At 70.2% G+C, this 26,096-nt stretch carries 27 protein-coding genes; 13 read left to right on the forward strand and 14 right to left on the reverse strand.

Going from position 1 to position 26,096, the window contains the following annotated elements:
* From G3I65_RS35725 to G3I65_RS35740, 4 genes are all read left to right on the forward strand, one after another.
* The coding region (locus G3I65_RS35725) for an amidase (protein ID WP_160700002.1) at positions 1-863 on the forward strand (863 nt) is incomplete at its 5' end.
* The gene (locus tag G3I65_RS35730; RefSeq protein ID WP_309235893.1) at positions 860-1,318 is read left to right on the forward strand and encodes a MarR family transcriptional regulator; all 459 of its coding nucleotides are present in this window, start codon (positions 860-862) and stop codon (positions 1,316-1,318) included. The genes G3I65_RS35725 and G3I65_RS35730, both read left to right, overlap by 4 nt.
* Entirely contained in the window at positions 1,315-2,703 is a 1,389-nt protein-coding gene (locus G3I65_RS35735) for an MFS transporter (RefSeq protein ID WP_160700003.1), read from the forward strand. Before G3I65_RS35730 ends, G3I65_RS35735 begins: the two co-directional genes overlap by 4 nt.
* Before the next feature lie 23 nt (positions 2,704-2,726).
* Positions 2,727-3,026: a DUF1330 domain-containing protein gene (locus G3I65_RS35740; RefSeq protein WP_160700004.1), complete on the forward strand. Its 300-nt coding sequence runs from the start codon at positions 2,727-2,729 to the stop codon at positions 3,024-3,026.
* 30 nt (positions 3,027-3,056) lie between these two features.
* Here the strand turns inward: G3I65_RS35740 and G3I65_RS35745 are convergent, their stop codons facing one another.
* Positions 3,057-3,374, reverse strand: a complete 318-nt coding sequence (locus tag G3I65_RS35745) for a helix-turn-helix domain-containing protein (protein ID WP_160700005.1) — start codon at positions 3,372-3,374, stop codon at positions 3,057-3,059.
* A 914-nt stretch (positions 3,375-4,288) separates the two neighbouring features.
* On the opposite strand from G3I65_RS35745, the gene G3I65_RS35750 reads away from it, so the two are divergent.
* A complete protein-coding gene (locus G3I65_RS35750) occupies positions 4,289-7,423 on the forward strand; it encodes a PA14 domain-containing protein (protein WP_160700006.1) in 3,135 nt (1,044 codons plus the stop codon).
* Positions 7,424-7,898: 475 nt separating this feature from the next.
* On the opposite strand, the gene G3I65_RS35755 is transcribed toward G3I65_RS35750, so the two are convergent.
* Positions 7,899-8,642 carry an alpha/beta fold hydrolase gene (locus tag G3I65_RS35755; protein WP_160700007.1) on the reverse strand — a complete coding sequence of 248 codons (744 nt, stop codon included), beginning with the start codon at positions 8,640-8,642 and terminating at the stop codon, positions 7,899-7,901.
* Complete coding sequence (locus G3I65_RS35760) at positions 8,642-9,010, reverse strand: DUF1330 domain-containing protein (protein WP_160700008.1); 369 nt, start codon at positions 9,008-9,010, stop codon at positions 8,642-8,644. Before G3I65_RS35760 ends, G3I65_RS35755 begins: the two co-directional genes overlap by 1 nt.
* 72 nt (positions 9,011-9,082) lie before the next feature.
* Here G3I65_RS35760 and G3I65_RS35765 point away from each other — a divergent pair, with 72 nt between their 5' ends.
* Complete coding sequence (locus G3I65_RS35765) at positions 9,083-9,679, forward strand: TetR/AcrR family transcriptional regulator (RefSeq protein WP_160700009.1); 597 nt, start codon at positions 9,083-9,085, stop codon at positions 9,677-9,679.
* 300 nt (positions 9,680-9,979) lie between these two features.
* Here G3I65_RS35765 and G3I65_RS35770 read toward each other — a convergent pair whose 3' ends face one another.
* On the reverse strand, positions 9,980-10,399 hold the full coding sequence (locus G3I65_RS35770) for a barstar family protein (protein WP_160700010.1): 420 nt from the start codon (positions 10,397-10,399) through the stop codon (positions 9,980-9,982).
* 109 nt (positions 10,400-10,508) lie between these two features.
* On the opposite strand from G3I65_RS35770, the gene G3I65_RS35775 reads away from it, so the two are divergent.
* Together G3I65_RS35775 and G3I65_RS35780 are read left to right on the forward strand one after the other, a co-directional pair.
* A complete protein-coding gene (locus tag G3I65_RS35775; RefSeq protein ID WP_203612610.1) occupies positions 10,509-11,309 on the forward strand; it encodes an alpha/beta fold hydrolase in 801 nt (266 codons plus the stop codon).
* Complete coding sequence (locus tag G3I65_RS35780; protein WP_160700012.1) at positions 11,303-12,091, forward strand: MerR family transcriptional regulator; 789 nt, start codon at positions 11,303-11,305, stop codon at positions 12,089-12,091. The genes G3I65_RS35775 and G3I65_RS35780 overlap by 7 nt, the downstream gene beginning before the upstream one ends.
* Positions 12,092-12,391: 300 nt before the next feature.
* Here G3I65_RS35780 and G3I65_RS35785 read toward each other — a convergent pair whose 3' ends face one another.
* Positions 12,392-12,955 (reverse strand): TetR/AcrR family transcriptional regulator, encoded by a 564-nt coding sequence (locus G3I65_RS35785; protein ID WP_160700013.1) that lies wholly within the window; start codon positions 12,953-12,955, stop codon positions 12,392-12,394.
* 260 nt (positions 12,956-13,215) lie between these two features.
* Between G3I65_RS35785 and G3I65_RS35790 the strand changes: the two genes are divergently transcribed.
* The gene (locus G3I65_RS35790) at positions 13,216-13,527 is read left to right on the forward strand and encodes a hypothetical protein (RefSeq protein ID WP_160700014.1); all 312 of its coding nucleotides are present in this window, start codon (positions 13,216-13,218) and stop codon (positions 13,525-13,527) included.
* 79 nt (positions 13,528-13,606) lie between these two features.
* Positions 13,607-14,476, forward strand: coding sequence for a class I SAM-dependent methyltransferase (locus G3I65_RS35795; protein ID WP_160700015.1), 870 nt, complete (start codon positions 13,607-13,609; stop codon positions 14,474-14,476).
* Here the strand turns inward: G3I65_RS35795 and G3I65_RS35800 are convergent.
* Both G3I65_RS35800 and G3I65_RS35805 read right to left on the reverse strand, forming a co-directional pair.
* Positions 14,412-14,768, reverse strand: coding sequence for a hypothetical protein (locus tag G3I65_RS35800; protein ID WP_160700016.1), 357 nt, complete (start codon positions 14,766-14,768; stop codon positions 14,412-14,414). The two genes, G3I65_RS35795 and G3I65_RS35800, sit on opposite strands and share 65 nt — an antisense overlap.
* A 121-nt stretch (positions 14,769-14,889) precedes the next feature.
* Complete coding sequence (locus G3I65_RS35805; protein WP_160700017.1) at positions 14,890-15,564, reverse strand: hypothetical protein; 675 nt, start codon at positions 15,562-15,564, stop codon at positions 14,890-14,892.
* Positions 15,565-15,691: 127 nt separating this feature from the next.
* Here G3I65_RS35805 and G3I65_RS57740 point away from each other — a divergent pair, with 127 nt between their 5' ends.
* Positions 15,692-16,039 (forward strand): hypothetical protein, encoded by a 348-nt coding sequence (locus tag G3I65_RS57740; RefSeq protein WP_239071659.1) that lies wholly within the window; start codon positions 15,692-15,694, stop codon positions 16,037-16,039.
* A 52-nt stretch (positions 16,040-16,091) separates the two neighbouring features.
* Here G3I65_RS57740 and G3I65_RS35815 read toward each other — a convergent pair whose 3' ends face one another.
* From G3I65_RS35815 to hxlA, 6 genes are read right to left on the reverse strand one after another with little or no spacing between them, the layout of a single operon-like run.
* Entirely contained in the window at positions 16,092-16,265 is a 174-nt protein-coding gene (locus G3I65_RS35815) for a hypothetical protein (protein ID WP_160700018.1), read from the reverse strand.
* A gap of 27 nt (positions 16,266-16,292) precedes the next feature.
* A complete protein-coding gene (locus tag G3I65_RS35820) occupies positions 16,293-17,666 on the reverse strand; it encodes an ATP-dependent 6-phosphofructokinase (protein ID WP_160700019.1) in 1,374 nt (457 codons plus the stop codon).
* A 31-nt stretch (positions 17,667-17,697) separates the two neighbouring features.
* On the reverse strand, positions 17,698-18,639 hold the full coding sequence (gene glpX, locus G3I65_RS35825) for a class II fructose-bisphosphatase (protein ID WP_160700020.1): 942 nt from the start codon (positions 18,637-18,639) through the stop codon (positions 17,698-17,700).
* A gap of 50 nt (positions 18,640-18,689) precedes the next feature.
* Entirely contained in the window at positions 18,690-19,277 is a 588-nt protein-coding gene (gene hxlB / locus G3I65_RS35830) for a 6-phospho-3-hexuloisomerase (protein ID WP_160700021.1), read from the reverse strand.
* Positions 19,274-21,370 (reverse strand): transketolase, encoded by a 2,097-nt coding sequence (tkt, locus tag G3I65_RS35835; RefSeq protein WP_203612611.1) that lies wholly within the window; start codon positions 21,368-21,370, stop codon positions 19,274-19,276. The genes hxlB and tkt overlap by 4 nt, the downstream gene beginning before the upstream one ends.
* Before the next feature lie 36 nt (positions 21,371-21,406).
* On the reverse strand, positions 21,407-22,036 hold the full coding sequence (hxlA, locus tag G3I65_RS35840; protein ID WP_309235504.1) for a 3-hexulose-6-phosphate synthase: 630 nt from the start codon (positions 22,034-22,036) through the stop codon (positions 21,407-21,409).
* A 168-nt stretch (positions 22,037-22,204) separates the two neighbouring features.
* On the opposite strand from hxlA, the gene rpe reads away from it, so the two are divergent.
* A complete protein-coding gene (rpe, locus tag G3I65_RS35845) occupies positions 22,205-22,867 on the forward strand; it encodes a ribulose-phosphate 3-epimerase (protein WP_160700032.1) in 663 nt (220 codons plus the stop codon).
* On the opposite strand, the gene G3I65_RS35850 is transcribed toward rpe, so the two are convergent.
* Entirely contained in the window at positions 22,868-24,319 is a 1,452-nt protein-coding gene (locus tag G3I65_RS35850; RefSeq protein WP_160700022.1) for a DNA-binding protein, read from the reverse strand. It lies immediately after the preceding gene.
* 380 nt (positions 24,320-24,699) lie between these two features.
* On the opposite strand from G3I65_RS35850, the gene G3I65_RS35855 reads away from it, so the two are divergent.
* Positions 24,700-26,094 carry a DNA-binding protein gene (locus G3I65_RS35855; RefSeq protein ID WP_160700023.1) on the forward strand — a complete coding sequence of 465 codons (1,395 nt, stop codon included), beginning with the start codon at positions 24,700-24,702 and terminating at the stop codon, positions 26,092-26,094.
* The last annotated feature ends 2 nt before the right edge of the window (positions 26,095-26,096 follow it).

Below are 26,096 nucleotides of genomic sequence, written 5' to 3' on the forward strand. Positions count from 1 at the left end.
ACGTGCTGGGCGGCTGGGCCGCCGAACACGCGCTCACCCGCTCGGTCCGCGACAGCGCCGCCCTGCTCGACGCCATCGCCGGACCCGCACCGGGTGACCCGTACCCGGCGCCACCGCGGACCCGGCCGTTCGCCGCCGAAGTGACCACCGCCCCCGGCCGGCTGCGCATCGCGTTCACCCCGCGGCTTCCGGACGGTTCGCTGGGCCACCCCGACTGCCTGGCGGCCCTCGACGACGGCGTCGCGCTCTGCACGGCACTCGGCCACGAACTCGTCGAAGCGGACTTGCCCGGCCTGACCCCGGCGGTCGGCAGCGCGATCGGAACGGCGTTCAACGCGGCGACCGCGTGGATCGTCGAGTACTGGATCCGCCGCCTCGGCCGCCGCCCGGCCCCCGGCGACCTGGAACCGCTGACCGAGGCCTACTGGGCAGCGGGTCAACGCGTCAGCGCGGCCGATTACCTGCTGGCCACCGAAGACCTGCAGGCCTTCTCCCGGGTGGTCGCGGAATTCCTCACCGGGTTCGACGCGTGGCTGACCCCCACGATGTCGGCCCCGCCGGCCCGCATCGGCGAGATCACCTCCACCCCGGAAGAACCGTTGCGAGCCCTGGAACGCGGCGCACCGACGGTCGCCTACCCGGCGGTGGTCGCGAACATCACCGGCAACCCGGCGATGTCGGTTCCGTTGTGGCGCAACGCCGAGGGTCTCCCGATCGGCGTCCACTTCCTCGGCCGGTTCGGCGACGAAGCAACTCTGTTCCGCCTCGCCGGGCAGCTCGAGGAAGCCCGCCCCTGGGCGGCCGCTCTGGCCGACGCCGTTTCCATAAACCATGAATATAAAAGTGCTATGCTTCGGCGGTGAGCCGTCAAGACGCCACTCCTGACGCGTCCGCCGCCATCGGAGCAGCCCTCTACGGCCTCGCCACCAGGGCCACGCGACGCCTGCCCCGGGACATGAGCCTGACGTCCGCCGCCACCCTGGCCACCCTGGACCGGACCGGCCCGCGGCGCATCACCGATCTGGCCGCGGTCGAGGGCGTCACCCAGCCCGCGATGACCACCCTGGTCCGGGTGATGGAGGAGGCCGGCCTGGTCGAGCGACGGGGCGACGCGTCCGACAAGCGGGTCACGCTCGTGTGCCTGACCGAGGCCGGCGCCACCTATGTCCGGACGCGGCGCCAGGCGGGCGTCCACGCCTTCGAGCGGTTGATCGGCGAGCTCACCGGCGACGAGGTCGAGGCGCTGGTGGCGGCCCTTCCGGCGCTGAAGCACCTGGCGGAGCTCGAAAGCCAGGACCGCGAAGGACCGAAGCGGTGACCGGCCGGGGGAAACGGCCGCTGGTTCCCGCCCTGGTGTTCATCGCTCTGGTCGTGGCGGCGGTCGCCAGCCTCGGGACGCCGCTCATCACCAGCGTGGCGACGTCGTTCCACGTCTCACTCGGCAGCGCGCAGTGGACGCTGACCATCGCCCTGCTCAGCGGCGCCGTCACCACACCCGTCCTCGGCCGGCTCGGCGCCGGTCCGCACCGGCGGGCCACGATCCTCGCCACGCTGGCGATCGTCGTCGCCGGCAGCGCGCTCACCGTGCTGCCGCTGCCGTTCGCCTGGCTGCTCGCCGGCAGAGCGGCCCAAGGCGCCGGACTCGGTCTCACGGCGCTGATGATGGGCGTGGCCCGGGACCACCTCCCCGAGGAGCGCGGCGCGGCCGCGATCGCGCTGATCTCGGTGGTCTCGATCATCGGGGCCGGCGTCGGCTACCCGCTGGCCGCACTGCTCGCCGAGCTCGGCGGAGTACGGGCCGCCTACGGCCTCGGCCTGCTGGTCACGTCCGCCGCCCTCCTGACCGCGTGGCGCTCCCTGCCCGCGACTCCCGAAGGCCGCTTCGCCCACGTGGACGTGGCCGGCGCGGTGGTCCTGGCCGCCGCGCTGGTCCTGGTGCTGCTCCTCGCCGGCGAACGGGATCTGTGGAGCCGGCACCTCGCCGTGGCGGCGGGCCTCGCCGTCGTCGCGGTGGTACTGCTCTGCGTCTGGACCGTCATCGAGCTGCGCAGCACGACGCCCCTGGTCGACGTGCGGGCGGCCCGGCACCCGGCGGTCGCCGGGGCGAACCTCGCCATGTTCGTCGGCGGGATCGGCATGTACCTCCTACTCACGCTCATCACCCGGTACGCGCAGACGCCGCGCGGCGCCGGCTACGGCTTCGGGCTGACGACCTTCGAGGCCGGGCTGGTCCTCATCCCGTTCTCACTGCTGGGATTCGTCGCCGGCAAGCTCACGCCGCTGGTCCGGACGCGGATCGCCGGCCCCCTGCTCCTGGCAGGCAGCGCCGTCGTGGTCGCCGGTGGGTTCGCCCTGTTCGCGGCCGCCCGGTCGGGCCTGGCCGAACTGTTCGCGGCGATGGGCGTGCTCGGCCTCGGCGTCGGCGGCTTCTCGGCCGCGATGCCCGGCGTCATCCTGGCCGTCACCCCCAAGAGCGAGACGTCGAGCGCGATGAGCTTCAACTACGTCGTCCGCAGCGTCGGGTACTCCCTGGGCAGCGCCATCGGCGGCCTGATCCTCGCCGCGGGCACCGGCCCCGGCCGGCTCTTCCCCGACGACAGCGCCTACACCACCGCGGCGCTGGCCGGCATCGGCGCCATGGCGATCACGACGCTGGCCGGCCTCGCCCTCGCTCGCCGTCGCACGTCCGAAGCCCACCCGTGAGTCATCCCGAGACTGGAGGTTCCATGCCCAAGGGTTACTGGGTCAGCGTCTACCCCGCCATCACCGACCCTGCGGAGCTCGACGCCTACAACGCTCTGGCCCGTGTGGCCGTCGGGGCCGCGGGCGGGCGGACGTTCGCCCGCGGCGGCAGCCGGGTCGTCGCCCACGAAGCCGGAATCGCCGAGCGCGTCGTCCTGATCGAGTTCGACAGCTTCGAACAGGCGGTCGCGGCCTACGAGAGCGCGGCCTACCAGGAGGCACTGGCCGCACTCCCCGACGGCTTCGAGCGCGACTTCCGCATCGTCGAAGGCATCGGCGGCTGAGGCACGCCCGGCGGCACCGGCCCGGAGCCGTCAGCCGGTGCCGTCGCCGAGCCTGCGGTGCAGGTCGGCGATCGTGTCGTGAGCCTGGGTGAGCTCGTCCTGCAGGCCGATGATGCGGGCCGCCGCGGCGAGGGTGTGTCCCTCGTCGAGCTGGTCGCGGACGCGGACGGCGAGGGCCAGCTGACGGCGGGAGTACCGGCGGTGCCCGCCGCCGGAACGCTGGGGGCGCACCAGCTCGGCGGCGTCGAGACTGCGCAGGAAAGCCTCCTGGACCCCGAGCATCCTGGCCGCCTGCCCGGTGGTGTAGGCGGGGTAGTCCTCGTCGTCCAGCTTCGTCAGGTCGGCCACCCACGACTCCTCGTCCCTTGGTGACCGCTTCAGGCTATCCGGCCCAGCCACTTGACACAATCTCCAGTCGGCGCTATAGAAAATAGTGAGTGGTGAATGACCTGGTTGGAACGAACAGCACCGTGCCGGGAGTGATTCACGATGCCGGATGCCGGACGCCAAACGGCCGCTCGCGCCGGGTTCGCCGAGCTGATCTGCGCCGACCCGGACTGGGTCCGCGCGGAGTTCGACGCGCTGGTGGCCGCGAACTTCCCGGCGCCCCCACCTCGTCGCGAACCAGCACCGCGGCCGGATTCCTCCGGGCACCGGGCGTCATCACGCGGCCACCACGACGCAGGCCGCCGGATACCGCCGACGATGCCGATCCCGACGTGCCCACGGCGGGAGCGGTCCCCTCCGCGACAGGCCAGTGACACCGGCAGCAGCGCACTGAAGGGCAGGTGATGCCACGCCGCGGCGCCGGCCGCCGGGTAGCGACAGAATCCTTTTCGGGCGAGATCCTCGACGGACCGCCATGCGTCTCGTGGCGCGATGCGCGCACGCTACCCGGGCAGCCGGCAGAACGCGGCTGTGACAGCGAAAAGCACGTCGATCACGCGCAGCGAACCGGCCGGCGGCAGCGCCGCCGGCCAGCTCCCTTCCGGCCCCGTCGCTCTCCTCCTGGGCGACGGGGCCCTCTCGTACCGCGATGCCGCCAGCGCCCCTCGTCGGCGCGCCCCCTGACTCGGTTCCCTTGTCGTTGTGCCGCGCGCGTGAGCGCGCCGGACCCGCGCGCAACTCCCTCATGGCTGCCGCGGAACCCGGCAGTCGGCCGTCGAGATACCGCCATTCGGCGGTAGTTAGCAGTCCGACATGTCTGCTTCGATGCACCCGGTAGCGTTTTACAACGTTGTAAAAATGGAGGGTCCCCGCCGATGAGAAGAGCCGCTTCCGTCCTCGTCGCCGCGCTGGTGGCGCTGGGCGTGGCATCCGGCACGCCACCCGCAGGCGCCGCCGAGCCCGTGCACGGCTTGAAGGCCGAGTACTTCACCCCCTCGGCGCCGGGCGCCCACGACTTCGCCACCCTGGCCGGCACCGCGCTCGACTCGGAGGTCGACCACCCCGACCTGACCTCGGTCTTCGGGCTGGTCACCGGCCGCACGGAGAACACGACCGCGCGCTGGACCGGGCAGCTCGCGGTCCCGCAGACCGGCGACTACACGTTCTACGCCATCGGCGACAACGGGTTCCGGCTGTTCCTCGACGGCGCGCCGGTGATCGACCACTGGGTCGGCGACTGGGACAAGGAGCAGACCAGCGCGCCGGTCACGCTGACCGCCGGCAAGCAGTACGACTTCAAGCTGGAGATGTTCCAGGACACCGGCGGCGCCAACATGTTCCTGCGCTGGTCGAGCGCGGCGATCGCGAAGCAGATCGTGCCGCTTTCGGCGTTCACGCCGCCGGCCGACTTCGCCGTCGTGCCGCGCACGGCGGACATCTCCCCGGACGGCCGCACCCTCACGGCCGGCTTCGACGGCCCCGTCACGGGAACGAACGACCTGAAGGACCACCTGCGCATCGAGGTCGACGCGACGCCGATGCCGGTCTCGTCCGTCACGGCGGGCCGCGACCGGGCGACGATCCAGCTGGCCGAGCGGGTGCTCAAGGGCCAGCGGGTCACCCTCTACTACGACGGCGCGGGCGCGCTCGCGGTGAACGGCACGAAGGTCGGCAAGGCCGGGCGCATCGTCGCGAACGCCTCGGCCGAACGGCTCCGGACGCCGTGGGGCGAGCACGTCGACCCGCGCAACCCGCTGCCGGAGTACCCGCGGCCGCAGCTCGAGCGCGACCAGTGGGTCAACCTCAACGGCCCGTGGGAGTTCTCGGCCGCCAAGGAAGGCCAGCAGCCGACGTTCGGCAAGAAGCTGCCCGAGAAGGTGGTCGTGCCCTACCCGATCGAGTCGCAGCTCTCCGGGCTCGAACGGCACGAGGACCACATGTTCTACCGCCGCACGGTCACCGTCCCGCGCGACTGGAAGATCGGCGCCGGGCAGCGCCTCAAGCTCAACTTCGGCGCGGTCGACTACCAGGCCAAAGTTTGGGTGAACGGCAAGCTCGTCGCCGAGCACACCGGCGGTTACACGGCGTTCAGCGCGGACATCACCGACGCGCTCAGGCGCGGCGGCGAGCAGGAGATCGTCGTCGCCGTCACCGACACGACCGGCCCGCACCAGCCCAAGGGCAAGCAGTCCCCCAACCCCGGTGGCATCTTCTACACCCCGTCGTCGGGCATCTGGCAGACGGTGTGGCTGGAACCGGTGGCGGACAAGGGCATCGACGAAATCAAGACGACGCCCGACCTCACCACCAGCTCGCTGGCGCTGAACGTCAAGTCGGCGGGCAACGCCGTCGTCACGGCGGTCGCCAAGGACGCGCGCGGCCGGCAGGTCGGCACGGTCACCGGGCCGGCGAACACGAACCTGACGCTGCCGGTGCCGAACGCGCACCTGTGGACACCGGACGACCCGTACCTGTACCAGCTGGAGATCAAGCTGGGCGGCGACAAGGTCAAGAGCTACTTCGGCATGCGGTCCACCGGCATCACGAACGTCAACGGCACGCCCAAGCTGACGCTCAACGGCAAGCCGTTCTTCTCGCTGATGCAGCTGGACCAGGGCTTCTACCCGGACGGTCTCAACACCGCGCCGAGCGACGACGCTCTCGTCTTCGACCTGAAGGCGCAGAAGGACCTCGGGTTCAACGCCGTCCGCAAGCACATCAAGGTCGAGCCCGCCCGCTGGTACTACCACGCGGACCAGCTCGGACTGCTGGTGTGGCAGGACTTCGTGTCCCTCGACGACGGCAACGACCCCGCGGCGCAGCAGGCGTGGCTCAGCCAGGGCCTCGAAGAGATGCACCAGCTGCAGAACTACCCGTCCGTCTACGCCTGGATCGTGTTCAACGAGGGCTGGGGCGAATGGGACAAGGCCGCCACCGGCCGGATCACCGACCAGGTCAAGGCCGCGGACCCGAGCCGGATCGTCAACGCCCACAGCGGGGTGAACTGCTGTGCCTCCAAGGGCGACTCGGGCGCGGGCGACGTCATCGACCACCACGACTACAACAACACCGACCCGGCGCACTCGGACGGGCGGCGCGTCGCGATGGACGGCGAGCACGGCGGCTTCACGCTGCGCACGCCGGGTCACCAGTGGCCGGGTGCGCCGATCGCGATCTACAGCGGCGTGGCGGACAAGGCGGCGCTGACGGCGAAGTACGTCGACAACACCCGCACGTTCTACCTCGGACAGGCGCGGGCCGAGCTGTCGGCGTCGGTCTACACGCAGGTCACCGACCTGGAAGGCGAGCTGAACGGGCTCTGGACGTACGACCGCAAGCGGATCAAGGTCGACCCGGGCCCGGTCCGCGAGATCAACCGGCGCGTGATCGAGGCCGGCGCCAACGCGGGCAAGCCCTATCCGTATGCGGGCAAGGGCACTTGGAACCTCGACGAGCAAGGCGGAACGACCGCGCGGGACTCGAGCGGCGGCAACAACCCGCTGACGCTCACCCCGACCGGTGCGAGTTTCCAGAACGGCGCGCTGCAGTTCTCCGGCGGCTCGGCTGACACCTACGGCCCGGTCGTCGACACGACCGGTGACTACACCGTGTCCGCGAAGGTCCGGCTCGACGCGCTGCCCGGCAACTACGCGACCGCGGTGAGCCAGGACGGCCGCGAGCGGGAAAGCCCGTTCTACCTCCAGTACGGCCAGGGCGCGTTCGCGTTCAGCACCCCCGGCGGCAACCGGGCCCGGTACGAGGTGGTGCCGGAAATCGGCCGCTGGTACGAACTCACGGGTGTCCGAGCGGGCAACGAGATCCGGCTCTACGTGGACGGCGTGAAGGTCGCGACGGCCCCGGCCGGACCGGCGCTCCTCAGCACGGGCGCGTTCACGGTCGGTCGAGCCAAGTACGACGGCCGCAACGTCGACTTCTGGAGCGGCGCGGTCGACCAGGTCAGCGTGGTCGGCAAGGCGTTGACGGACGCGGAGGTGGCTCAGCTTTCCTGAGGCCGGGTTCGGTGCGGTGTGGGACCGCTGAGTCCCACACCGCGACCGAACCCGTGGAGGTGCCGCGCCGCGGCCGGACTGTTGTGCGCGATCACGGCCAGGGGCACGGCGGACCCCCGCGGCCCGGACGGCCTCAGCCGACGGTGGCCCAGACCCGGTCAGCACTGCGGCGGCACGGGCCGGCTCGTGGGCCGAGGCCGTCGAGGACCGCAACCCGGGCCCCGACGCGGCCGAACCTTTAGCCGAGCGCCGCCCAGAACCCCGTCAACACCGCGGCAGCCCGGACCGGCTCGAGCGTCATCCACCAGTGACCGAGGCAGTCAAGGACCGCAACCCGGGCCCCGACGCGGCCGAACCTTTAGCCGAGCGCCGCCCAGAACCCCGCCAGCACCGCAGCGGCACTGCCGGCTCGCGGGTCATCCACCAGTGCCCCAGGCAGTCGAGCACGGCGACCCCGGCCCCGCGCGGCCGAACCTCAGCCGAGCGTCGCCCAGAACCCGGTCAACACCGCGGCAGCACGGGCCGGCTCGTGGGTCATCCACCAATGACCGAGCCCGTCGAGGACCGCAACCCGGGCCCCGGCGCGGCCGGCCGCCCGGCGACGTTGCGCTTCGGTTCCCGCGACGTGGTCGGCCGTGGCCAGGATGGCGAGCCCCGGCCGGGCCGCCGCCCGCTCCAGCGGCAAGCCCAGGCCGGGCTCGCCGGCGGACCGGTACACGGCGAGCACCGCTCGCCCCATCGCCTCGTCCTGCCCCGCCGCGACGCGAGCGGCGACACCCCGGCCCATCCCCCGCTCCACCAAAACCGCCGTCCGCGCTTCGGCCGTGCCACCGAACCGAGCCGCTACGTCGGCCTCGCCGACGCCGGGCGTCCGCCAGCGGCGCGCGAGTTCGTGCCACTCGTAGCCGGGGTCGTACATCCCCAGCGCGTCGCTGACCCAGCTGCGGACGAGCTCCGGGCGGCTCAGCACGACGTTGACGACATGTCCACCGCCGAGGTCGTGCCCCACCAGGTCCACCGGCTCACCGAACGCTTCCAGTTCGCCGAGCAGCCAGCCGCGGTAGTCCGCCCGGCTGGCCCCGAACCCGGCAGGCAGCGGCGCGCCGAACCCGGGCGGCGACAGGCAGACCAGATCCGAACGCGACGGAGCGAGCTCCGCCAGCAGCAGGTCCCAGACCGCCGCCGTCTCCGGGTTGCCGTGGACGAACACCGCGGGCATCAGACCGCCACCGGAGTCGTCGGCTGCAGCACCGCTTCCACCAGCGCCTCGGTGCGCAGGTGCGTGATCGCCTGGTACTCGGGATCGCGGGCCATGGCCGCGAAGGCCCGCCGGTCCGGGTAGCGGACCAGCACCACCATGTCCCACGCCTGCCCGTCCTCGGCGACGAGCGCCGGCCCACCGGTGCCGAGGTACTCGACCTTCAGGCCGTAGCGGGGGTTGAGTTCGCGGCGCAGGGCTTCGGCGTAGCGCTGGTAGCTCTCGCGGCCGCCGTCCGGGCGGAACCGCAGCAGGTTGAGCATCACGACCGGGCCGCCCGGGTCGTCGGCGAGCAGGGCGTCGAGGGCGTGGGCTTCGACTTCGATCATCAGGACCTCCTGGGACCAAACTGTACACATACTTGTTGGTCGACACGCAAGTTAGTTTGCTAAGCTTCCCCCATGCCACCCCGCCGCACCCAGCAGGAACGCCGAGACAAGGCCGAAGCAGCAATACTGAAGGCTGCCGCCGAACTCGTCGTCGAGCAGGGCGTCCGATCACTGACCCTCGCCCGCGTCGGGGAGCGCGCGGGGTACAGCCGCGGCATCGTGACCCACCACTTCGGCGGCAAGCAGGCACTGGTCGACCGGCTGGCTCGCGCCACGCAGACCGGCTTCGTCCCGGGCTTGGCGGACCTGCCCCCCGGCCTCGACCGCCTGCTGCGCCTGATCGACGGCTACCTCGGCGAGCTAGGCCGGATCGGCGTGTTCAACCAGGCTTTCCTGCTGCTGTGGGCGGAAGCGGCCACCCAGCCGGACCTGGCCCCGACGTTCCGCGAACGGGATGCAGCCTTCCGCGCGGACCTACGCGAAGACATCGAGGCCGGCATCACGGCCGGCGACATCGCGGCGGACGTGGGAGCGGACGAGGTCGCGACCGCGGTCGTCGGACAGCTGCGCGGGATCGCGTTGCAGCGACTGCTCGATCCGGAGAGCGTCGACACCGAAGCGCTGCGCCGAAGCGTCACGGGCCAGTGGCGCCGCGCCTTGACCCCATAGGACGTCTGACGCGGTGGCGCTCGACAACACCGATCTGTGGACCCATGGCGGACCTACGGCCGCCCGGGGACCCGATAAGAATGCGCTTCTGGTCGCGCCAGTCAAGGAGGTGCTTCCTTTGCCGGACAACACGAAACGGCGCACCGTCCGATCCTGCCCAACCGACGAGGCGTCCGCATGGACCGGCACTGCGCCAGCCGCCAACTACGCAGGCTGGCCGAAGCCTCGGTCGTGCGGCTCTCGCGGATACACCCGCACATGCTTCGCCATGCCTTCGGTAGGCGCCCACCGGTTTACCGATCAGAGCAGTTCCAGGTGGATGCCGTTTCCTGTCTCGTCACCCTTGGGGCCGTGATCGCGGATGATCCCGACGATCTCATCGAACAGCGTCGGGCCTTCGCCACGTTTCGCCCTGACAACACCGGCCTGGATGGCCGGACGGTTTGACGCGCGACAGGCAAGGAGAAGTTGCTGTCGCCACCGGATCGTCGCCTCGTAGCCGAGTGCGGACCGGGACCGCTCGGAGTTGAGCCATCGCAGGACCCAGCCGTGGTCGGGTGTCCCGAAGCCTCCGCCGAGGATGTCGTCGAAGGCGTCAAGATTTCCTCGCCACGTGTAGTCAAGAAGCAGCCGTGAGAACTCGCGGGTAAACCCGTCGAAGTCGGCGAAGCAGGATCCGTCGATGATCAACACCGGAAGGTCGTCTCTGCGGTCGGCCACAACCCGATGATGACACGCGCCACTCGCACCATCCGCTTATGCCGACGTGCGGGTTTCGGCCGCTGCGGGGTTGACCCTGACGCAACGTCAACCCCGCAGCATGGTCGCCATGACGACGAAAGCCAGTCAGTCCGAAGTCCACCACAACGGCGTGACGATCTCAGTCTCCCGCGGCGGCCAGGGACAGCCGCTGGTCCTGTGCCCCGGACTCCTCACCACACAAGCCGACCTCCACGAGCTGACCGACCTGCTGCGCCGCGACTACGACGTGACGACCTTCGACCTCCGCGGCCACGGACTCTCCTCGCCCGCCGACGAATACACCTTCGAGGCATTCCTCAGCGACCTCGACGCCGTCATGACGGCGCTGGAACATCGCTCACCACTCCTCGTGGGACATTCGCTGGGCGCGGACCTGGCCGTGCACTACGCCGCCGAACACCCGGGCGCTGTGGCCGGACTCGTTCTCGTCGACGGCGCGAACCCGACGCCCGAACCCTTCCTCACCGACGCCGACCTGCCGGACTTCCACGCGATGGCCGAAGGACTGCAGCACGAACTCGAGCCGGCCAAGAACACTCCGCACCAGATACTCTTGACCCCGCACGACTTCCTCTACCTCAACCTCCAGATCGAGGCGATACGCTCGAGCATCCTCGACCGATACCAGAAGATCGACCATCCGATCCACATGATCATGTCCACGTCGATGGCCGGCACCAGCGACGACGCGCGTACCCGGTGGCGCAACCAGAACTGGCGCGCCGGCATCGACCGGCTCGTGCGCGAGCGGCCGCACGTCACCACGTCGTGGCTCGACGCCGACCACCGCCTCGTCCTCACCCACGCTCCGCAGATCGCCCGGCTGATCCACGACACCCAGACGCCGAGGACACTGGACCGATGCTGACCATCGGCGAACTGGCGTCATACGCCGGAGTCACCGTGCGCGCGGTGCGGCACTACCACGCCAAAGGGCTGCTGCCGGAACCCGAACGCGACCGCTCCGGCTACCGCAGGTACGACGCCGCCGCCGTGGTCGAGCTGATCAGAATCAGAACCCTCGCCGAAGCAGGAGTCCCGCTGTCGCGGGTGCGGGAACTGCTCCAGGCCGGCGAAAAAGAGTTCGGCGCGGCGATCACCGACATCGACAACCGGCTGCGGGCAGAAATCCGGCAACGACGGCGGCATCGCCGGCAGATCCGCCGCATCGCCTCCGGGGACAGTCTGGCCCTGCCCGCCGAGGTGGTCGAAATCCTCGACCGGCTGCGGGCGCTCGGCGTCGACGAGCGGATCGTCCAGGTCGAGCGGGACGGCTGGATCCTGCTCGCCGCGCACTCGCCCGACCGGGTCCCCGAGTGGGCGGCGCGCAAGCGCAAGCAGATCGCCGACCCACCCCTCATCGACTTCTACCTCACCTTGGGAGCGGCCCTCGACCGAGCCGACGGCGATCCGGAGCTGGTCGAACTGGCCGACAAACTGGCCACCTACATCACGCACCTGGCCGAGCACGGTGCCGGCGACACCGACATCGAGCCACCCTTCGCCGAACTGATGGACACCCTGGCCTTCGACACCGCCCCGCCGGCTCGCCGGCTGATCGAGCTGCTGAGAACGCGCGGCTGGACCGGCTGGACGAAACTCGAACGCGTGGACCCGACACCGGGGAAAGACGCCACCCAGCACCGGTGACAGGACCCGCGTTGCAGCGAGGCCGGTGGCTCGCCTCGGAGGCGACAGCTTCGCCGGCTAGTACGGATGGACCGTGACCGCCACAAGTTCCCACGGCCCGGAGAGCCGTCGGCCTACAGGTGGTGCGGAAACCGCTCCTTGTGCCGCGACGTAGCTCGACAGCGTCCGCTCATACCGCTGAGCGCGGACCCGTCGGCCCGATTGAGCACGGAATCGACCTTCGGTCAGCATGGCAGCAGGACGGTCACCTGCCTGTGCGGCAGCTGAAATCGACCGCGGCAAGTATTCGTTATCCGTGAATCACGAGTCCGCCGGAGTCCGGTAGAGGGTGCTCCAGATGATATCGGTCATCACTCCAACGATCGTGGCGTCGCCGGCCGGGTCGGCGTTGCGGACCATCTGGTAGCCGGTGCGTTCCACCATCCAGGTGAGGGCCGCGGCGGTCTCCATGGGCGGCACATCGCGGATAACGCCGGCGGCTTGGCCCCGTTCAATAGCAGCACGGGTGGCGTCGATGATCTCGCGCATGGTGGCCTGGAGCTCTTCGGCCACCAGGGGGTCGTACGTCGCGGTTTCCGACATGGCCGTGAAGGCCGCCGGGTGCCGCCGGTAGATGTCGACGATCGCGGCCACAGCCGCTTTCAGCTGCGTCGGATCTGCCTGTTCAGCGACCGCCCACCAGCGGTCGGACACCTCGCGGAGCTGGGTCAGCACCGTCTTGGAGAGCTTGCGGACCAGATCGCCCTTGTCCTGGAAGTGGACGTAGAAGGTCGACCGTGAGATGCCCGCGGCAGCGGCCAGTCGTTCGACGCTGACCTCGGTGAACGAGCCTTCGCGGACGAGTTCTTCGGTCGCGGCGAACAACCGTTGCTCGGTCGCTTCCCGTCGATCGGACCGGTTGGCCTGCGCGGCCCGGGTCACTGATGGCATGGGCAGCTCCGAGTTCGCGGTGCAGTCATGGTCTGCCCGCATCGTATCCGGCGGCATGACACAGCCACTTACCGGACACATGTCCGGACACAGTGTCTTGACAGAGTGTCCAAGTAAGTTCACCCTGGTCGGGACCGGTAGGGAGGACCGCTATGAATTCTGGGGTGTCTCGTGGTGCGACAGGGGGAAGCCCGGTGACCGCGGTGCTGTGGGTGATACTCGGCCTGGCCTGGGTCGCGTTCGCCGGCACCTTCACGCTCACGCAGTACCTGGCGCGGCAAAGCCGGCGCGGGAACACGGGAGCTGACATGGCACTGCTCGGCCTGACGCCGTTGCTGATCGTCGACTTCCTGCTCTCCGTGCTTGGCGGAGTTGCCGGCGGTTGGCTCGCCATCCGGCTCGACGGCCTCGGCGCCCGGCTGGTCGCCGGCATCGGGGCCGCGGTGCCGCTGGCCCGCCTCGCGCTCGGGGCGGTGCAGACATGGCGGTCTCGGTCGGCCGAGTGACTCACCACGCGGGCGGCGCCAGGCAAAAGTCACCGCGGCGACGTCCGCTTCTGCCGACGAGCGGAGCTAAGGTGGCTTGATGCAGCCGGAAACGCGGCTCCTGCACGCGTCGTCCTTCGGCGCGGCGGCGATCGCCTACGCCGAGCACCGCCCGGATTACGCGTCGGACGCGGTGCGCTGGGCACTGGAAGCCGCGGCTGGCCCGCGCGTGCTGGATCTCGGGGCCGGAACCGGAAAGCTGACCAGCACGCTGGTCGCCCTGGATGTCGACGTCACCGCGGTCGAACCCGACCTCGCGATGCTGACCGAGCTGCGCCGCGCGTTACCGGCTGTCGCTGCCCTGCCGGGTAGCGCCGAGGCGATCCCGCTGCCGGACGGGTCCGTCGATGCCGTCTTGGCAGGAAATGCCCTGCACTGGTTCGACATGGCCGTCGCGGGGCCCGAGATAGCAAGAGTTCTCGCACCCGGCGGCGTCCTGGCCGGCCTGTGGAACATCGTGGACGACCGGGTGCCTTGGGTCGCCGGACTCGAGCGGATCAGCGGCAGCGCCGCTATCGGTCCACGCGACACGCTCAGCAACTGGCGTGCCGCGACGGCAGGCTTGCACCTTCCCGGCGTCGACCTCGCCACGCAGTTCCACTCACCTGAGCAGGCCGAATTCCCGCACGGGCAGGTTCGCACTGCCGACACATTGGTCGCGACAATCGCGACACGCGCGGGTGTGCTGGCCATGTCGGAACAGGAACGAAAGGCCACGCTCGGCCGGATTCGTACTTTCCTCACGAGCAGGCCGGAAACCACCGGCGAGTTCACGCTCCCGATGTTGACGGGCGTATTGCGCGTCAAGTGCCCATCTCGAACGCCCCGCCCGCATACATCCACGCCTACGAGGGACCACGGAAACGCGCAGCCCAGCGCCGCGCCAGTTCGCGACTTATCGGCTCATTGACATCAGGCGTGGACAGTTCAAAAAGAGCCTGCTTCAAGGATTCTTCAAATCCCATCAGGAGACCTATGTCGTCACGCCCCAACAAGGCTTCCGCCCATCCTTCAATATCGCCCTCAGTCAGTTCACCGGAGAGATATCGATCAAGAATACGGACCACATGCGAGGGCAGCAGTGTTACAATCTCTTCGTCGCTATCATACGCGAAACGCGATAGTTCACCGACAGCTTCAGCCATCGAAGTCTTCAGTTCAAGCACGCACCGAAGAGCCGTGATTCGTTCTTGACGTTCCATCAGCATTCTCCTGGCATCTTATCCCGATGTCACCGCACGACCGGCAACCATACGTAAGAGACCAACAGGCGTATCCGGTTACCAAATACAGCTTGATACCTAACAACAGTCAAAACGGACATCATTCGTGGTCGAACGCCGCCACGTACAGCGGTGCCGTCTTCGTGGCCAGTGCCTTCACCGCTTTCACGCTGTCACTCCACTTCCCCTCGAAGGTGATCGACGTGGCACGGTTGCCATGACCCAGGACCAAGACGCAGCGCACCAGGTAGCCGGGGCGCAAGTTCGCGCAGAAGCCCGCCTGCGGATCGCTCAGCCCGGGTACCGAGAAGTCGCCGACGATGGCGAACTGCTCGTCGTGGAACGTCGCCTTACGGCACGCTGTCGCCTGCTTCACGCTCGCCACGACGTCGGCGCCGGTCACGCCCGCGTACTCCGCTACCAGCTGGTAGAAAGCACCCTTTCCGCCGCCGGGCACGTAGTTGATGCCCTGCGCTGCCCGCTGCACCGACTGGTCCGATGGCAGGCCACCACACGCCTGGAGGAGGTGGAACGGCGTGTGCTCGCCGATGACGTAGGCGATCGGCTTCGTTTCCACGGACAAGCCTGCCTTGTCCACGTCATCCTCTACCGGCAAGTAGACCGTGGCGTCCTTCACGACCGGCGTCGGCGTCGTGCTTACCATCGCTGACGACGTTGGTGCCGGTGTCGAAGGCGCCGGAGACGTCGCGGCTTCGGTACCCGCGCAGCCGGCGAGGAGCACTGCCAGGCATGCGAGGGCGACGGTCTTGTACATGTTCCCCCCTTGGTCAGCAGCTTGATCGTCAGCCCTCACACCGGCGTTACCGCAGCGACAGCCTTCGGGCACGAGCCCTACGCAGGTACGAGCCCTCAGCGCCCGCCCGCTGCCCACAAGAACTCCGGTGAGCGCATCACGCTCCCGGCCAGTCGCGCGACACCGGTTCGACATCGAGGCCGGCGATCGCGTGCCGCTAGCGGCCTTCGAAGTACATCGGGCGCGGTACGAGGTGCATTGGATCAGGTATACGACGCTGACGTGGGTCGAACGCAACTTCAGCTACGCCGTCGCCGCGCCGATCGAGGAGCTCGCCGTGGCCGTGGCGGTCTTGACCCGGGGAGCCGCACCCGCTGGCCGCGTAGCCGCGCGGATGTCGATGCCGCTTGCCGTGGCCGTGATCGGGGGCCATCGGTTCCCGGTCAACCTCCCGGCACCAGGGATCCACCTAAGCGGTCTGCTGACCGGAGATTGAGCATCCCTCGACCAAGGCCCCCACAGCCTTGCCAGACGAAGCCCGGGAGACCTCAGAAGTACCGCACGGAACAGACCGCGCACGGTGCCGTCCGCCCATCGTGCTCGCACAGGGCGTTGCGGGCGGCCTCGGAACGGCGGAGATCCGTCAGCCGCCCGCGCAGCCATTCGAGCGGGGTCAGGCGCCGGAGGCCGGGTGGCTTCGGGGCCGTGCCTGGGTCGGTCATCGGGCGACACCTCGTTTCGGGAGGAACTCAGCAGAATCCCGCGCGGGCCTTCTCGCGCACCCGCGCCGGGCCGAACTCAGCCGGCTGGCAGGTGGTCTCCAGTACCGACATCCACAGGTCGCCGTCGGGGTCGACCTGGTTGCGGCGGCTGGTCATCAGGGACAGCGGGACGTGCACGAAGCGCCGCCGCCAGCGCGCGACCGCGGCTTCCGTGCGACCGGCCATGGCGGCGTGCACCGCGGCGTGGGCCAGCCGCAGGCAGTAGACGCTGTCGTAGGCGTTGGCGGCGATGCTGCGGACCGCGTAACTCGGGTCGATGTACCGGATCGTGGGCGCCAGGCCGGCCGCGGTCAGGTGGGCGGTTATGCTTTCCTTGAGCACTTCCCCGATGTTGCCGAGCTTGACGTTGCCCGAAGCGTCGGTGCCGTGCGGTGGCAGGCCGTGGTTCTCGACGAGGTCCTGACCGGCCCCCTCGGCGAGGACGATCACCACGTGTCCCTTGGTTCTCACCTGCCGCTCGACGTGGGCCAGCAAACCGTCCCCGCCGCCGAGGACGAACGGGACCTCGGGGATCAGGACGATGTCCGCGGCGTTGGCGGCCAGCGCGGCGTAGCTGGCGATGAACCCGGAATGGCGGCCCATCAGCTTCACGATCCCGACGCCGTTCGGGCTCGCCGCGGCTTCGACCGCGACCGCGGCGATGAAGTCCGTGGCCCGGGCGAACGCGCTCTGGAAGCCGAACGACTGATCGGTGAAGGGCAGGTCGTTGTCGATCGTCTTCGGCACCCCGATGACCGCGATGTCGAGACCGCGCGCCCGGATCGCGTTGCTCAGGTAGGTGGCCGCGCGCATCCCGCCGTCACCGCCGATGACGAACATGATGTCGATGCCGCGCAGCACCAGGGTGTCGACCATTTCGTCGGCGTCCTGGCCGCCGCGTGAGCTGCCCAGGATGGTGCCGCCCGCGTGGTGGATGTCGCGCACGCCCTCCGGCGTCAGGTCGACGGTGTCGTCGCGGTGTTCGGCCGTCAGTCCCTGGAGGCCGTTGCGGAAACCCAGGATCCGCTTGACCTGGTAGTGCACGGCGAGTTCCTGGACGAGACCGCGGATGACGTTGTTGAGGCCGGGGCACAGCCCCCCGCAGGTGACGACGCCGGCGGTCACGTTCGCGGGATCGAAGTAGATCTTCCGGCGCGGACCGGCGGCTTCGAAGCTCGGGGCCCGCACGGACGGGAGGCTGTGCCCGGCCAGCATCGAGACGGTGTCCTCCAGCAGGACCCGATCGCCTTCCGCGACGTAGTGCGGCGACGTCTGCTTGGTGGAGAGCATCTCGGAGAACGGCGAGTCGTAGCGGCACTCGCCGAGGTGGCGAACGCGGAGGTCGTCCAGGTGCAGCGTCACCGAAGCTCCTTGGTCGGGCGGGCCTGCGAAGTCATTCGAAGGTGGTGTGGGTGATGTGGCGGATCTGGCCGCGGGAGATCAGCAGCGATTCGGCGACGGTCGTGCCGTCGCCGGTCCGCGGCCTGCCGAGCAGGGGCCCGCCGTTGACCCCCGTGGCGACGAAGAAGGCTTCGCCCGCCACGAGCTCGTCGCAGTCGTAGATGCGCTCGAGGGACATCCCCGCCTCGCGGATGGCGTCCGCCTCCTCGTCGCGTTGCGGTGCCAGGCGGCCCAGCATCCCGCCGCCCAGCGCGCGCACCGCGGCGGCCGTCATGACGCCCTCCGGAGTACCGCCCACGCCGAGGAGGAGGTCGATGTCGAGCGTCGGCAGCAGCACGGCCAGGCTCCCGCCGACGTCACCGCCCGCGGGTACCTGCACCGCCGCGCCCGCCCGCAGCACCCGGGCGATCAGCTCCTGGTGCCGCGGCTTGTCCATGATCATGACGCGCAGGTCGCCGACCTCCTTGCCGAGCGCCTTGGCGACCTTCGCCAGGGTGTGCTCGGGCGGATCGTCGAGATCGATGACGTCCTTGGCCGGCGGCGGCACCACGATCTTGTCCATGTAGAACCCGGGTCCTGGCGACCACAGCGTGCCGGACTCGCCGAACGCGATCGTGGCCAGGGAACCGGGCAGGTCCCTGGCGCAGAAGGACGTTCCCTCGAGCGGGTCGACGGCGATGTCGAAGTCGGGTCCGTGACCGGTGCCGACCACTTCGCCGTTGAACAGCATCGGGGCGTCGTCCTTCTCCCCCTCCCCGATGACGACGGTTCCCCGCCCCGGCGCGTCGGCCAAGGCCGTGCGCATGGCCGTGGTCGCCGCGGCGTCGGCCGCCTCCTGGTCGTTCCGGCCCACCCAGGCGTAGCTGGCCATCGCGGCGCTGCGCGTGGCCGCCAGCGCCACCGCTTCCAACGTGCTGATATCGGCGGCCTGCATCTCGGGCTCCTCTGGCTGGCAGTGACTTCGGGACGGGGAAGGGGCGGCGGTCACTCGAGGTTCGCGTGCAGGCGCCACAGCTCGCGGGCCTGGCTGCCGCCGGTCTTCCACAGCGTGTGGAAGAGCGCGTCGGTGATGAGCAGGACGGACTGCTCGAACAGGCTGCCCGCGTACTGGACGGAGGCGGTGCCGTCGAAGTCCTGCTTGTCCGCGGCCGGCACCACGAGCACCTCGGTCGCGATCTTCGCCAGCGGCGAGCCGGGCGACGTGGTCAGCGCGATCACGTCGGCGCGCTGGTCACGAGCCGTCTGCGCGGCTCGCACCACCCGGCCCGTTGTGCCCGAGCCCGAAGCCGCGACCAGGACGTCGCGCTCGCCGATCGCCGGGGCGGTCACCTCGCCGACGACGTGGGTGGGCAGGCCGAGGTGCATGAACCGCATCGCGGCCATCTGCAGGGCGAGCCCGCTGCGCCCGGTGCCGATGGTGAACACCTTGGGCGCCTTGAGCAGCAGCGCGCCGGCCCGCACCCAGGCCGCCGACTGGACCCCGGCCCGCACCCGGTCCACCTCGCCGACGACCGCGCGGGTCGCGTCGGTGAACAGCGCCGGGTCGAGCTCCTTCGAAATCGTCTTCGTCACCGGAACTTCCTCTCGCTGCGCCGGGCCGCTTCGACGACGGCCTCGGTGGTGATGCCGAACTCCTGGAACAAGGTCTTGAAGTCCGCCGAGGCACCGAAGTGCTCCAGCGACACGATTTCGCCCGCGTCACCGGCGAACCGGTGCCACGGCTGGGCCACGCCGGCTTCGACGACCACCCGCGCCCGCACCGACGGCGGCAGCACCTCGTCGCGGTACGCCGGGTCCTGCCGGTCGAACCACTCGACGCACGGCATGGACACGACCCGGGTCGCGATCCCTTCAGCCACCAGGATCTTCCGGGCCTCGACGGCCAGCTGGACCTCGGAGCCGGTGCCGATCAGGATGACGTCGGGGACGCCCTCCGAATCGGCGAGGACGTAGCCGCCGCGGGCGACCCCGTCGGCGGACGTGCCCTCGAGCGTCGGGACGTTCTGGCGGGTCAGTGCCAGCCCGGCCGGGCCGGTGGTGTCCGCCAGCACCGCCTTCCAGGCGTGGGCGGTCTCGTTCGCGTCCGCCGGGCGCACAACGGACAGGCCGGGGATGGCCCGCAGCGACGCCAGCTGCTCGACCGGCTGGTGGGTCGGGCCGTCCTCGCCGAGGCCGATCGAGTCGTGCGTCCACACGTAGACGACCGGCAGCCGCATCAGCGCGGCCAGGCGCACCGCCGGGCGCATGTAGTCGCTGAAGATGAGGAACGTGCCGCCGTAGGGCCGGGTCCCGCCGTGCAGCGCGATCCCGTTGAGGATCGAGCCCATCGCGTGCTCGCGGATGCCGAAGTGCAGCGTCCGCCCGTACGGCTGGGCCGTCCAAGCGTCGGTGGAGATCGAAGCGGGGCCGAAGGAGTCCGCGCCCTTGATCGTGGTGTTGTTGCTCTCGGCCAGGTCCGCGGACCCACCCCACAGCTCCGGCAGCACCTCGCCGAGCTTGGCCAGCACCGCGGCCGACGCCTTGCGCGTCGCGACTCCCCCGTCGTCCGGCGGCCACGCGGGCAGGTCGTCGGCCCACCCGGCGGGCAGTTCGCGGCGGCTCAACCGGTCCAGCAGCGCCTTGCGCTCCGGGTTCGCCCGCGCCCAGACGTCGAACTCGAGCTGCCACTTCTCGTGGTCGGCCCGGCCGCGCACGGCCGCCTCGCGGGTGTGGCGCAGGACGTCACCGTCGACCTGGAAGCCGCGCCGCGGATCGAACCCGACGGCCCTTTTTACCGCGGCCAGCTCTTCGGCGCCCAGTGCGGCGCCGTGCGCCTTGCCGGTGTTCATCTTGGTCGGCGCCGGGTAGCCGATTACGGTGCGCAGCACGATGAGCGTCGGGCGCGCGGTCTCGGCCTTGGCCCGCGCGATCGCGTCCAGGAACCCGGCGACGTCCTCGCCGCCGTCGACCGTGAGGACGTGCCAGCCGTAGGCCTCGTACCGCTTGGCGGTGTCCTCGGACAACGCGATGCGGGTGTCGTCCTCGATGGAGATCTCGTTGCTGTCGTAGATCACCGTGAGGTTGCCCAGCTGCTGCGTGCCGGCCAGCGACGACGCCTCGGACGTGACGCCTTCCTCGATGTCGCCGTCCGAGGCGATCACGTAGACGTGGTGGTCGAACACGCTCTTGCCCGGCTCGGCGTCCGGGTCGAACAGCCCGCGCTCGCGGCGGGCGGCCATGGCCATCCCCACCGCGTTGGCCAGCCCCTGCCCGAGCGGGCCGGTGGTGGTCTCCACGCCGTCGGTGTGCCCGTACTCCGGGTGGCCCGGGGTCAGGGAACCCCAGGTGCGCAACGCCTTCAGGTCGTCGAGCTCCAGGCCGTAGCCGGCCAGGAACAGCTGGATGTACAGCGTGAGGCTCGAATGCCCGGCGGACAGCACGAACCGGTCCCGGCCGAGCCACCGCGCGTCGCCGGGGTCGTGCCGCATGACCCGCTGGAACAGCGCGTAGGCGACGGGCGCGAGACTCATGGCCGTGCCGGGGTGCCCGCTCCCGCACTGCTCGACCGCGTCCGCGGCCAGCACGCGGGCGGTGTCGATCGCGCGCTGGTCCACTTCGGACCAGTCGGCGGGGAGTCGGCGGGTCGTCAGGCGGGCGACCTCGTCAGCGGAGTGGTTCGGTGGCATGGCAGGGAACTCCTGGGTTCGCCGGGTGGGGTGGGGTCAGCGGGTGGCGTGCTTCTTCAGCTCGGCCGCGGCGGCGCCGGGGTCGGTGGCGTTGTAGATCGCGCCACCGGCGACGGCGACGACGGCTCCGGCTTCACGGACGGCGCCGATGGTGTCGGCCTTCACGCCGCCGGCGATGGAGAACGGGACTCCGGCCAGCCGGCCGTCGTCGAGCAGCTGCTGGATGCTGTAACCCGGCCGGGCCTGCTCGTCCAGCCCGGCGTGGATCTCCACGAAGGAGACACCGAGCTTGGCGACTTCGCGGATCCGCGCGACGCGGTTGTCGGTGACGCCGATCATGTCGGCGACGACCTGCTTGCCGTACTTGCGGCCGGCGGCGACCGCGCCGCGGATGGTGTCGTCGTCGACGGTGCCCATGACGGTGACCAGGTCGGCGCCGGCTTCGAACGCGAGTCCGGCTTCGAGTTCACCGGCGTCGGCGGTTTTGAGGTCGGCGAAAACCAGCTTGTCGGGGTGGGCGGCCTTGATGGCGCTGACGGCGGCGATGCCGGCGGCTTTCACCAGGGGGGTGCCGAGTTCGAGGATGTCGACGTGGTCGGCGACCTGGTTGGCCAGGGTCAGTGCCGAGGGAAGGTCCAGAACGTCCAAAGCCACCTGCAGCTGCACGGCAATTCTCCTCATCGGTACGGGATCGCTTGAGCCACAACCATCACCCGGCCACCCCGGCACCGGCAACACCCCCGCACATCCGAAACCGCTATCCCCCGATACACAGCACCAATAGCCACGGACCGGCCCCCGCGGCCGTACGCTCGGGGTGTGTCGAAGAAGCCATTGATCGCGCCGTCCATCCTGTCCGCCGACTTCGCCCGGCTCGCCGACGAAGTGGCCGCCGTGCAAGGAAAGCGTGGTGCCGACTGGCTGCACGTGGATGTCATGGACGCGCACTTCGTGCCGAACCTGACCCTGGGCCTGCCCGTCGTGCGGTCACTGCTGGCCACCACGGACCTGCCGCTGGACTGCCACCTGATGATCGAGAAGCCGGACCACTGGGCGATCGCGTACGCGGAAGCGGGTTCCTACAACGTAACCGTGCACGTCGAGGCCGCCGAGGATCCCGTCATGCTCGCGAAGAACCTCCGCGCCGCGGGCGCGAAAGCCGGGCTGGCCATCAAGCCGGGCACGCCGCTGGAGCCCTACCTCGACGTGCTCAAGCATTACGACACCCTGCTCGTGATGTCCGTGGAACCCGGGTTCGGCGGCCAGCAGTTCATCGCCGACGTCCTCACCAAGGTGCGCCGGGCGCGGGAGCTCGTCGACACCGGTCACCTGAACCTGGTGGTCGAGATCGACGGCGGCATCAACGCGGACACGATCGAGCAGGCGGCCGAGGCCGGCGTCGACTGCTTCGTCGCCGGCTCGGCCGTCTACTCGGCCGCCGATCCGGCGCGGGCCGTGGCAAGCCTGCGCCGCCAGGCGGAAGCCGTCTCCGGCTGATCACACCCCGAGCATGCGCCGCAGATCCGGGGCGTGGCGCCGGGAAACGGGCACGAACTCGTGGTCCCGGGAGTCCATGATCAGGAACAGCTCACCCTTGATGCCCCGCTCGATCTCCGCGACCCGGCGCAGGTTGACCAGGAACCGCCGGTGCACCCGGCGGAACCCGAAGGACGTCAGCAACCGCTCGACGTTCTCCAGGCCGCGGGTCGCGGCCTGGATCCGGCCCCGTTCCGTGACGAGCCAGACGATGTTCCGGTCGGCCTCGGCGTAGCGGATCTCCGACGGGGCCAGCAGAACCAGCCGGTCCTTGCGCATCCCGATGACGCATCGCGGCAACGGCCCGATCGCGTCGTCGGCGTTCCCTTCGAAAGCTTCGCCCTCTTGCACGCCGAACGCGCACAACATACCGACCACGTGGTTCGAGTCCACAACGGACCGCAAGGTCAACGGCGTGTCCTCTTCGCCGGGACACACCGGCAGCCGTGCGTAACCGCTCCACTCCGCGTTGCCCTGCGCCCGCTCCCTCGCCCACCGCACCACTTCCGGCAGCCCGGCGATGTCCGGGATCCAGCGCTCGGCCGGCTCGGTCGCCCCGGCGACGATGGGGGTTTCGCCGGCCAGCCCGAGCATCGCGACGGCCGCTTCGTTGGCGGCGATCACGTTCCCGCCGCGGTCCATCGCCATGAACGAACCACCGGCCTGCGCGCACTTCTTGGTGAATTCGCCGATCACCTTGTCGGCTTCGTAGATGGCACGCCGGTAGATCTCCTGCTCCACGCAGGCGACCGCCTTCGTCAGCCACGGCGGCACGAGCTTGGACAGCGACGCGTTCCAGCGCGAGATGTTGATCGAGGCGACCGGGGCGCCGGTCACCACGTCGCGAATGGACACCCCGGCGCACGCCCACTGGTGGAACGCCTGGCACCAGTGTTCCGGCCCGGTCACCGTCACCGGGCCGGACACCTCGAGCGACGTGCCCATCCCGTTCGTGCCGGTGCACTCCTCCGACCACGACGACCACGGCGCGAGGTTGTGCAGCTCGGCGCGGCGCAACGCGCTGGGGTCGCCCCAGGCGCCGAGAACGCGCCCGTCCCCGTCCGTCACGGTGACGACGGCGCCGTCGCGCTCGACTTCCTGCCCGGCCAGCGCACCGAGCCCGCCGAGGGAGGTGTAGATGACACCGTTGTCGAGCCGCTGGTCCTCCTCGCTGCGGGCTCCCGGTGCGATGTCCAGCGTGCGGTCCACGTCGTACCGGTCGCGGCACCGGTACCACGAAGCGAGGATCTCCGGCCGCACGCCCGTTTCGATGTCCTCGCCCGCGGCGAAGTTCTCCCACGCGCGAGCCACTTCCTTCGCCGACGAGCTGGCCACCAGGGAGCCGCCGGGCACGCGGTCACGCCCGCTGGGCCGGCTCGGTGCGATCACCAGCGGTGGCACTCTCCCCGTCATCGCGACCTCCTTGTCGCCGCGTGTACCGGGGGCTTCCTGCCGCCGGACACTGAACGCCGTCACAAAGTAACTCGACGCAGCCAAGCATTCAAGACATGTTCACGTCGTTCATCAACATCGCTGTAGAACTACCCGATCGGACAGGTAGGCAGGGAGAACCGCCGATCGGGCCGAAAACCAGGGTAGGACGGGATTTTCCCGGCGCCCCGGCGCTACCGCTCGTGGACCACCGGGCGCCGTCCGTCATCGCTTCACGACCGTTCGTGGGGCGTTCACCCACGGTCATCACACGCCGCTTGCCCTCGCTCGGGCGCGGAGTTTAGCTTGCGACGAAGCCAAATCGCCGTGCCTCCGGCCCGGCGGACCGAAGGTGGTCTCCCATGGCACAGGTACGCCGGCTCGAACCGAGGCCGGCCCGCCGTGGCGAAGCGACGGTGTTCAAAGCGTGGGAACGGTTCGCGCGGGGTGAAGACGACCTCAGCGGCGTGCGTCCCGAGATCGCGATCTCCTGGCACCGGTGCCGCGACCAGTACCGGGTCGACCCGGGCCTCGCCGAAGCCCCGGCCGCGGTCGCGGAGGTCGGCCACGCGCTGGAGCACGACGTCGTGTTCGCCGAACTCGGCTTCCGCGCCGCTTCGCTGGTGCACGAGGTCGGCCCGCTCGGCGCCATCGTGACCATCACCGACGGCACCGGCCGGGTGCTGGCCCAGTGGGGCGACCCGGCCACCCGCGCGGTCGCCGCCGAGGCCAACCTGGCGCCGTGGTTCTGCTGGGCCGAAGGCGCCGCCGGCACGAACGGCATGGGTACCGCGCTGCTGTCGTACACCCCCGTGCTGATCCGCGGTGCCGAGCACTGGTGCCAGGCCTTCCACGACTGGACCTGCGCCGGGGTGGCGGTCCGGGACGTGGTGACCAGGAAACCGGTGGCCGTGCTCAACATCTCGTGCTGGCGCGGCGAGCTGCCCGCGAGCGTGGGCTCCTGGCTCGGCAACGCCGCCACGATGACCCAGCGCATCCTGCGCCAGCACGCGAAGGACGACGGCGCCGAACTGATCGCCGCCTTCAACCACGCCAGGTCGGCCTCGCGGGCGCCGCTCACGGTCGTGGATCCCGCGGGCCGGGTCGTGCTGGCCGACGACACCGCCGGTGTGCTGCTCGGCATCCCGGGTTCCACGCCGGCGCCGGATCCCGCGGTGCGGTGGAAACCGGAGCTGCCGGAGTTCATCCGGGCCGCGAAGTACGCCTGCGAGCAGGCGGCACGCAACCCCGACTGGGCGGGCTCGACGCAGATCCTCACACGGCTGGCCGCCGAACCGACGTCGATCAGCTTCCGGCCGGTGTTCCTGGCCGGGCACCTGATCGGCAACGTCGTCTCGTTCGGCGTCACCGAAGGGGATCCGCTGCCCCGGCCCGGCGACGACGCCCCGCTTCGCGCGCAGCCGCACCGGATGGTCGCCACGCGCGACAACCGCATGGTCCTGTTGCGGCTGCCCGAAGTCGCCTTCGCGCAGTCGGACGGCAACGACGTGTGGCTCTCCACCGACCAGGGAATGCTGCGCGCCGCCTCGCCGGGCCTCGACCGGCTCGAAACCGAGCTGGGCGACGCCGGGTTCCTGCGGGTGCACCGGCAGTACGTGGTGAACCTCAGCCGGATCCGCGAGGTCGAGCGCCGCTACAAGGGCGAGCTGTTCCTCGTCATGGACGACCAGGCGCAGACGATGGTCCCGGTGTCCCGCCGCAACGCGCCGACCGTGCGCCGCGCCCTGGAGATCTGACC

It is taken from the genome of Amycolatopsis sp. SID8362 (assembly GCF_010550475.1).
In the GTDB taxonomy this organism is placed as follows: Bacteria; Actinomycetota; Actinomycetes; order Mycobacteriales; family Pseudonocardiaceae; genus Amycolatopsis; species Amycolatopsis eburnea.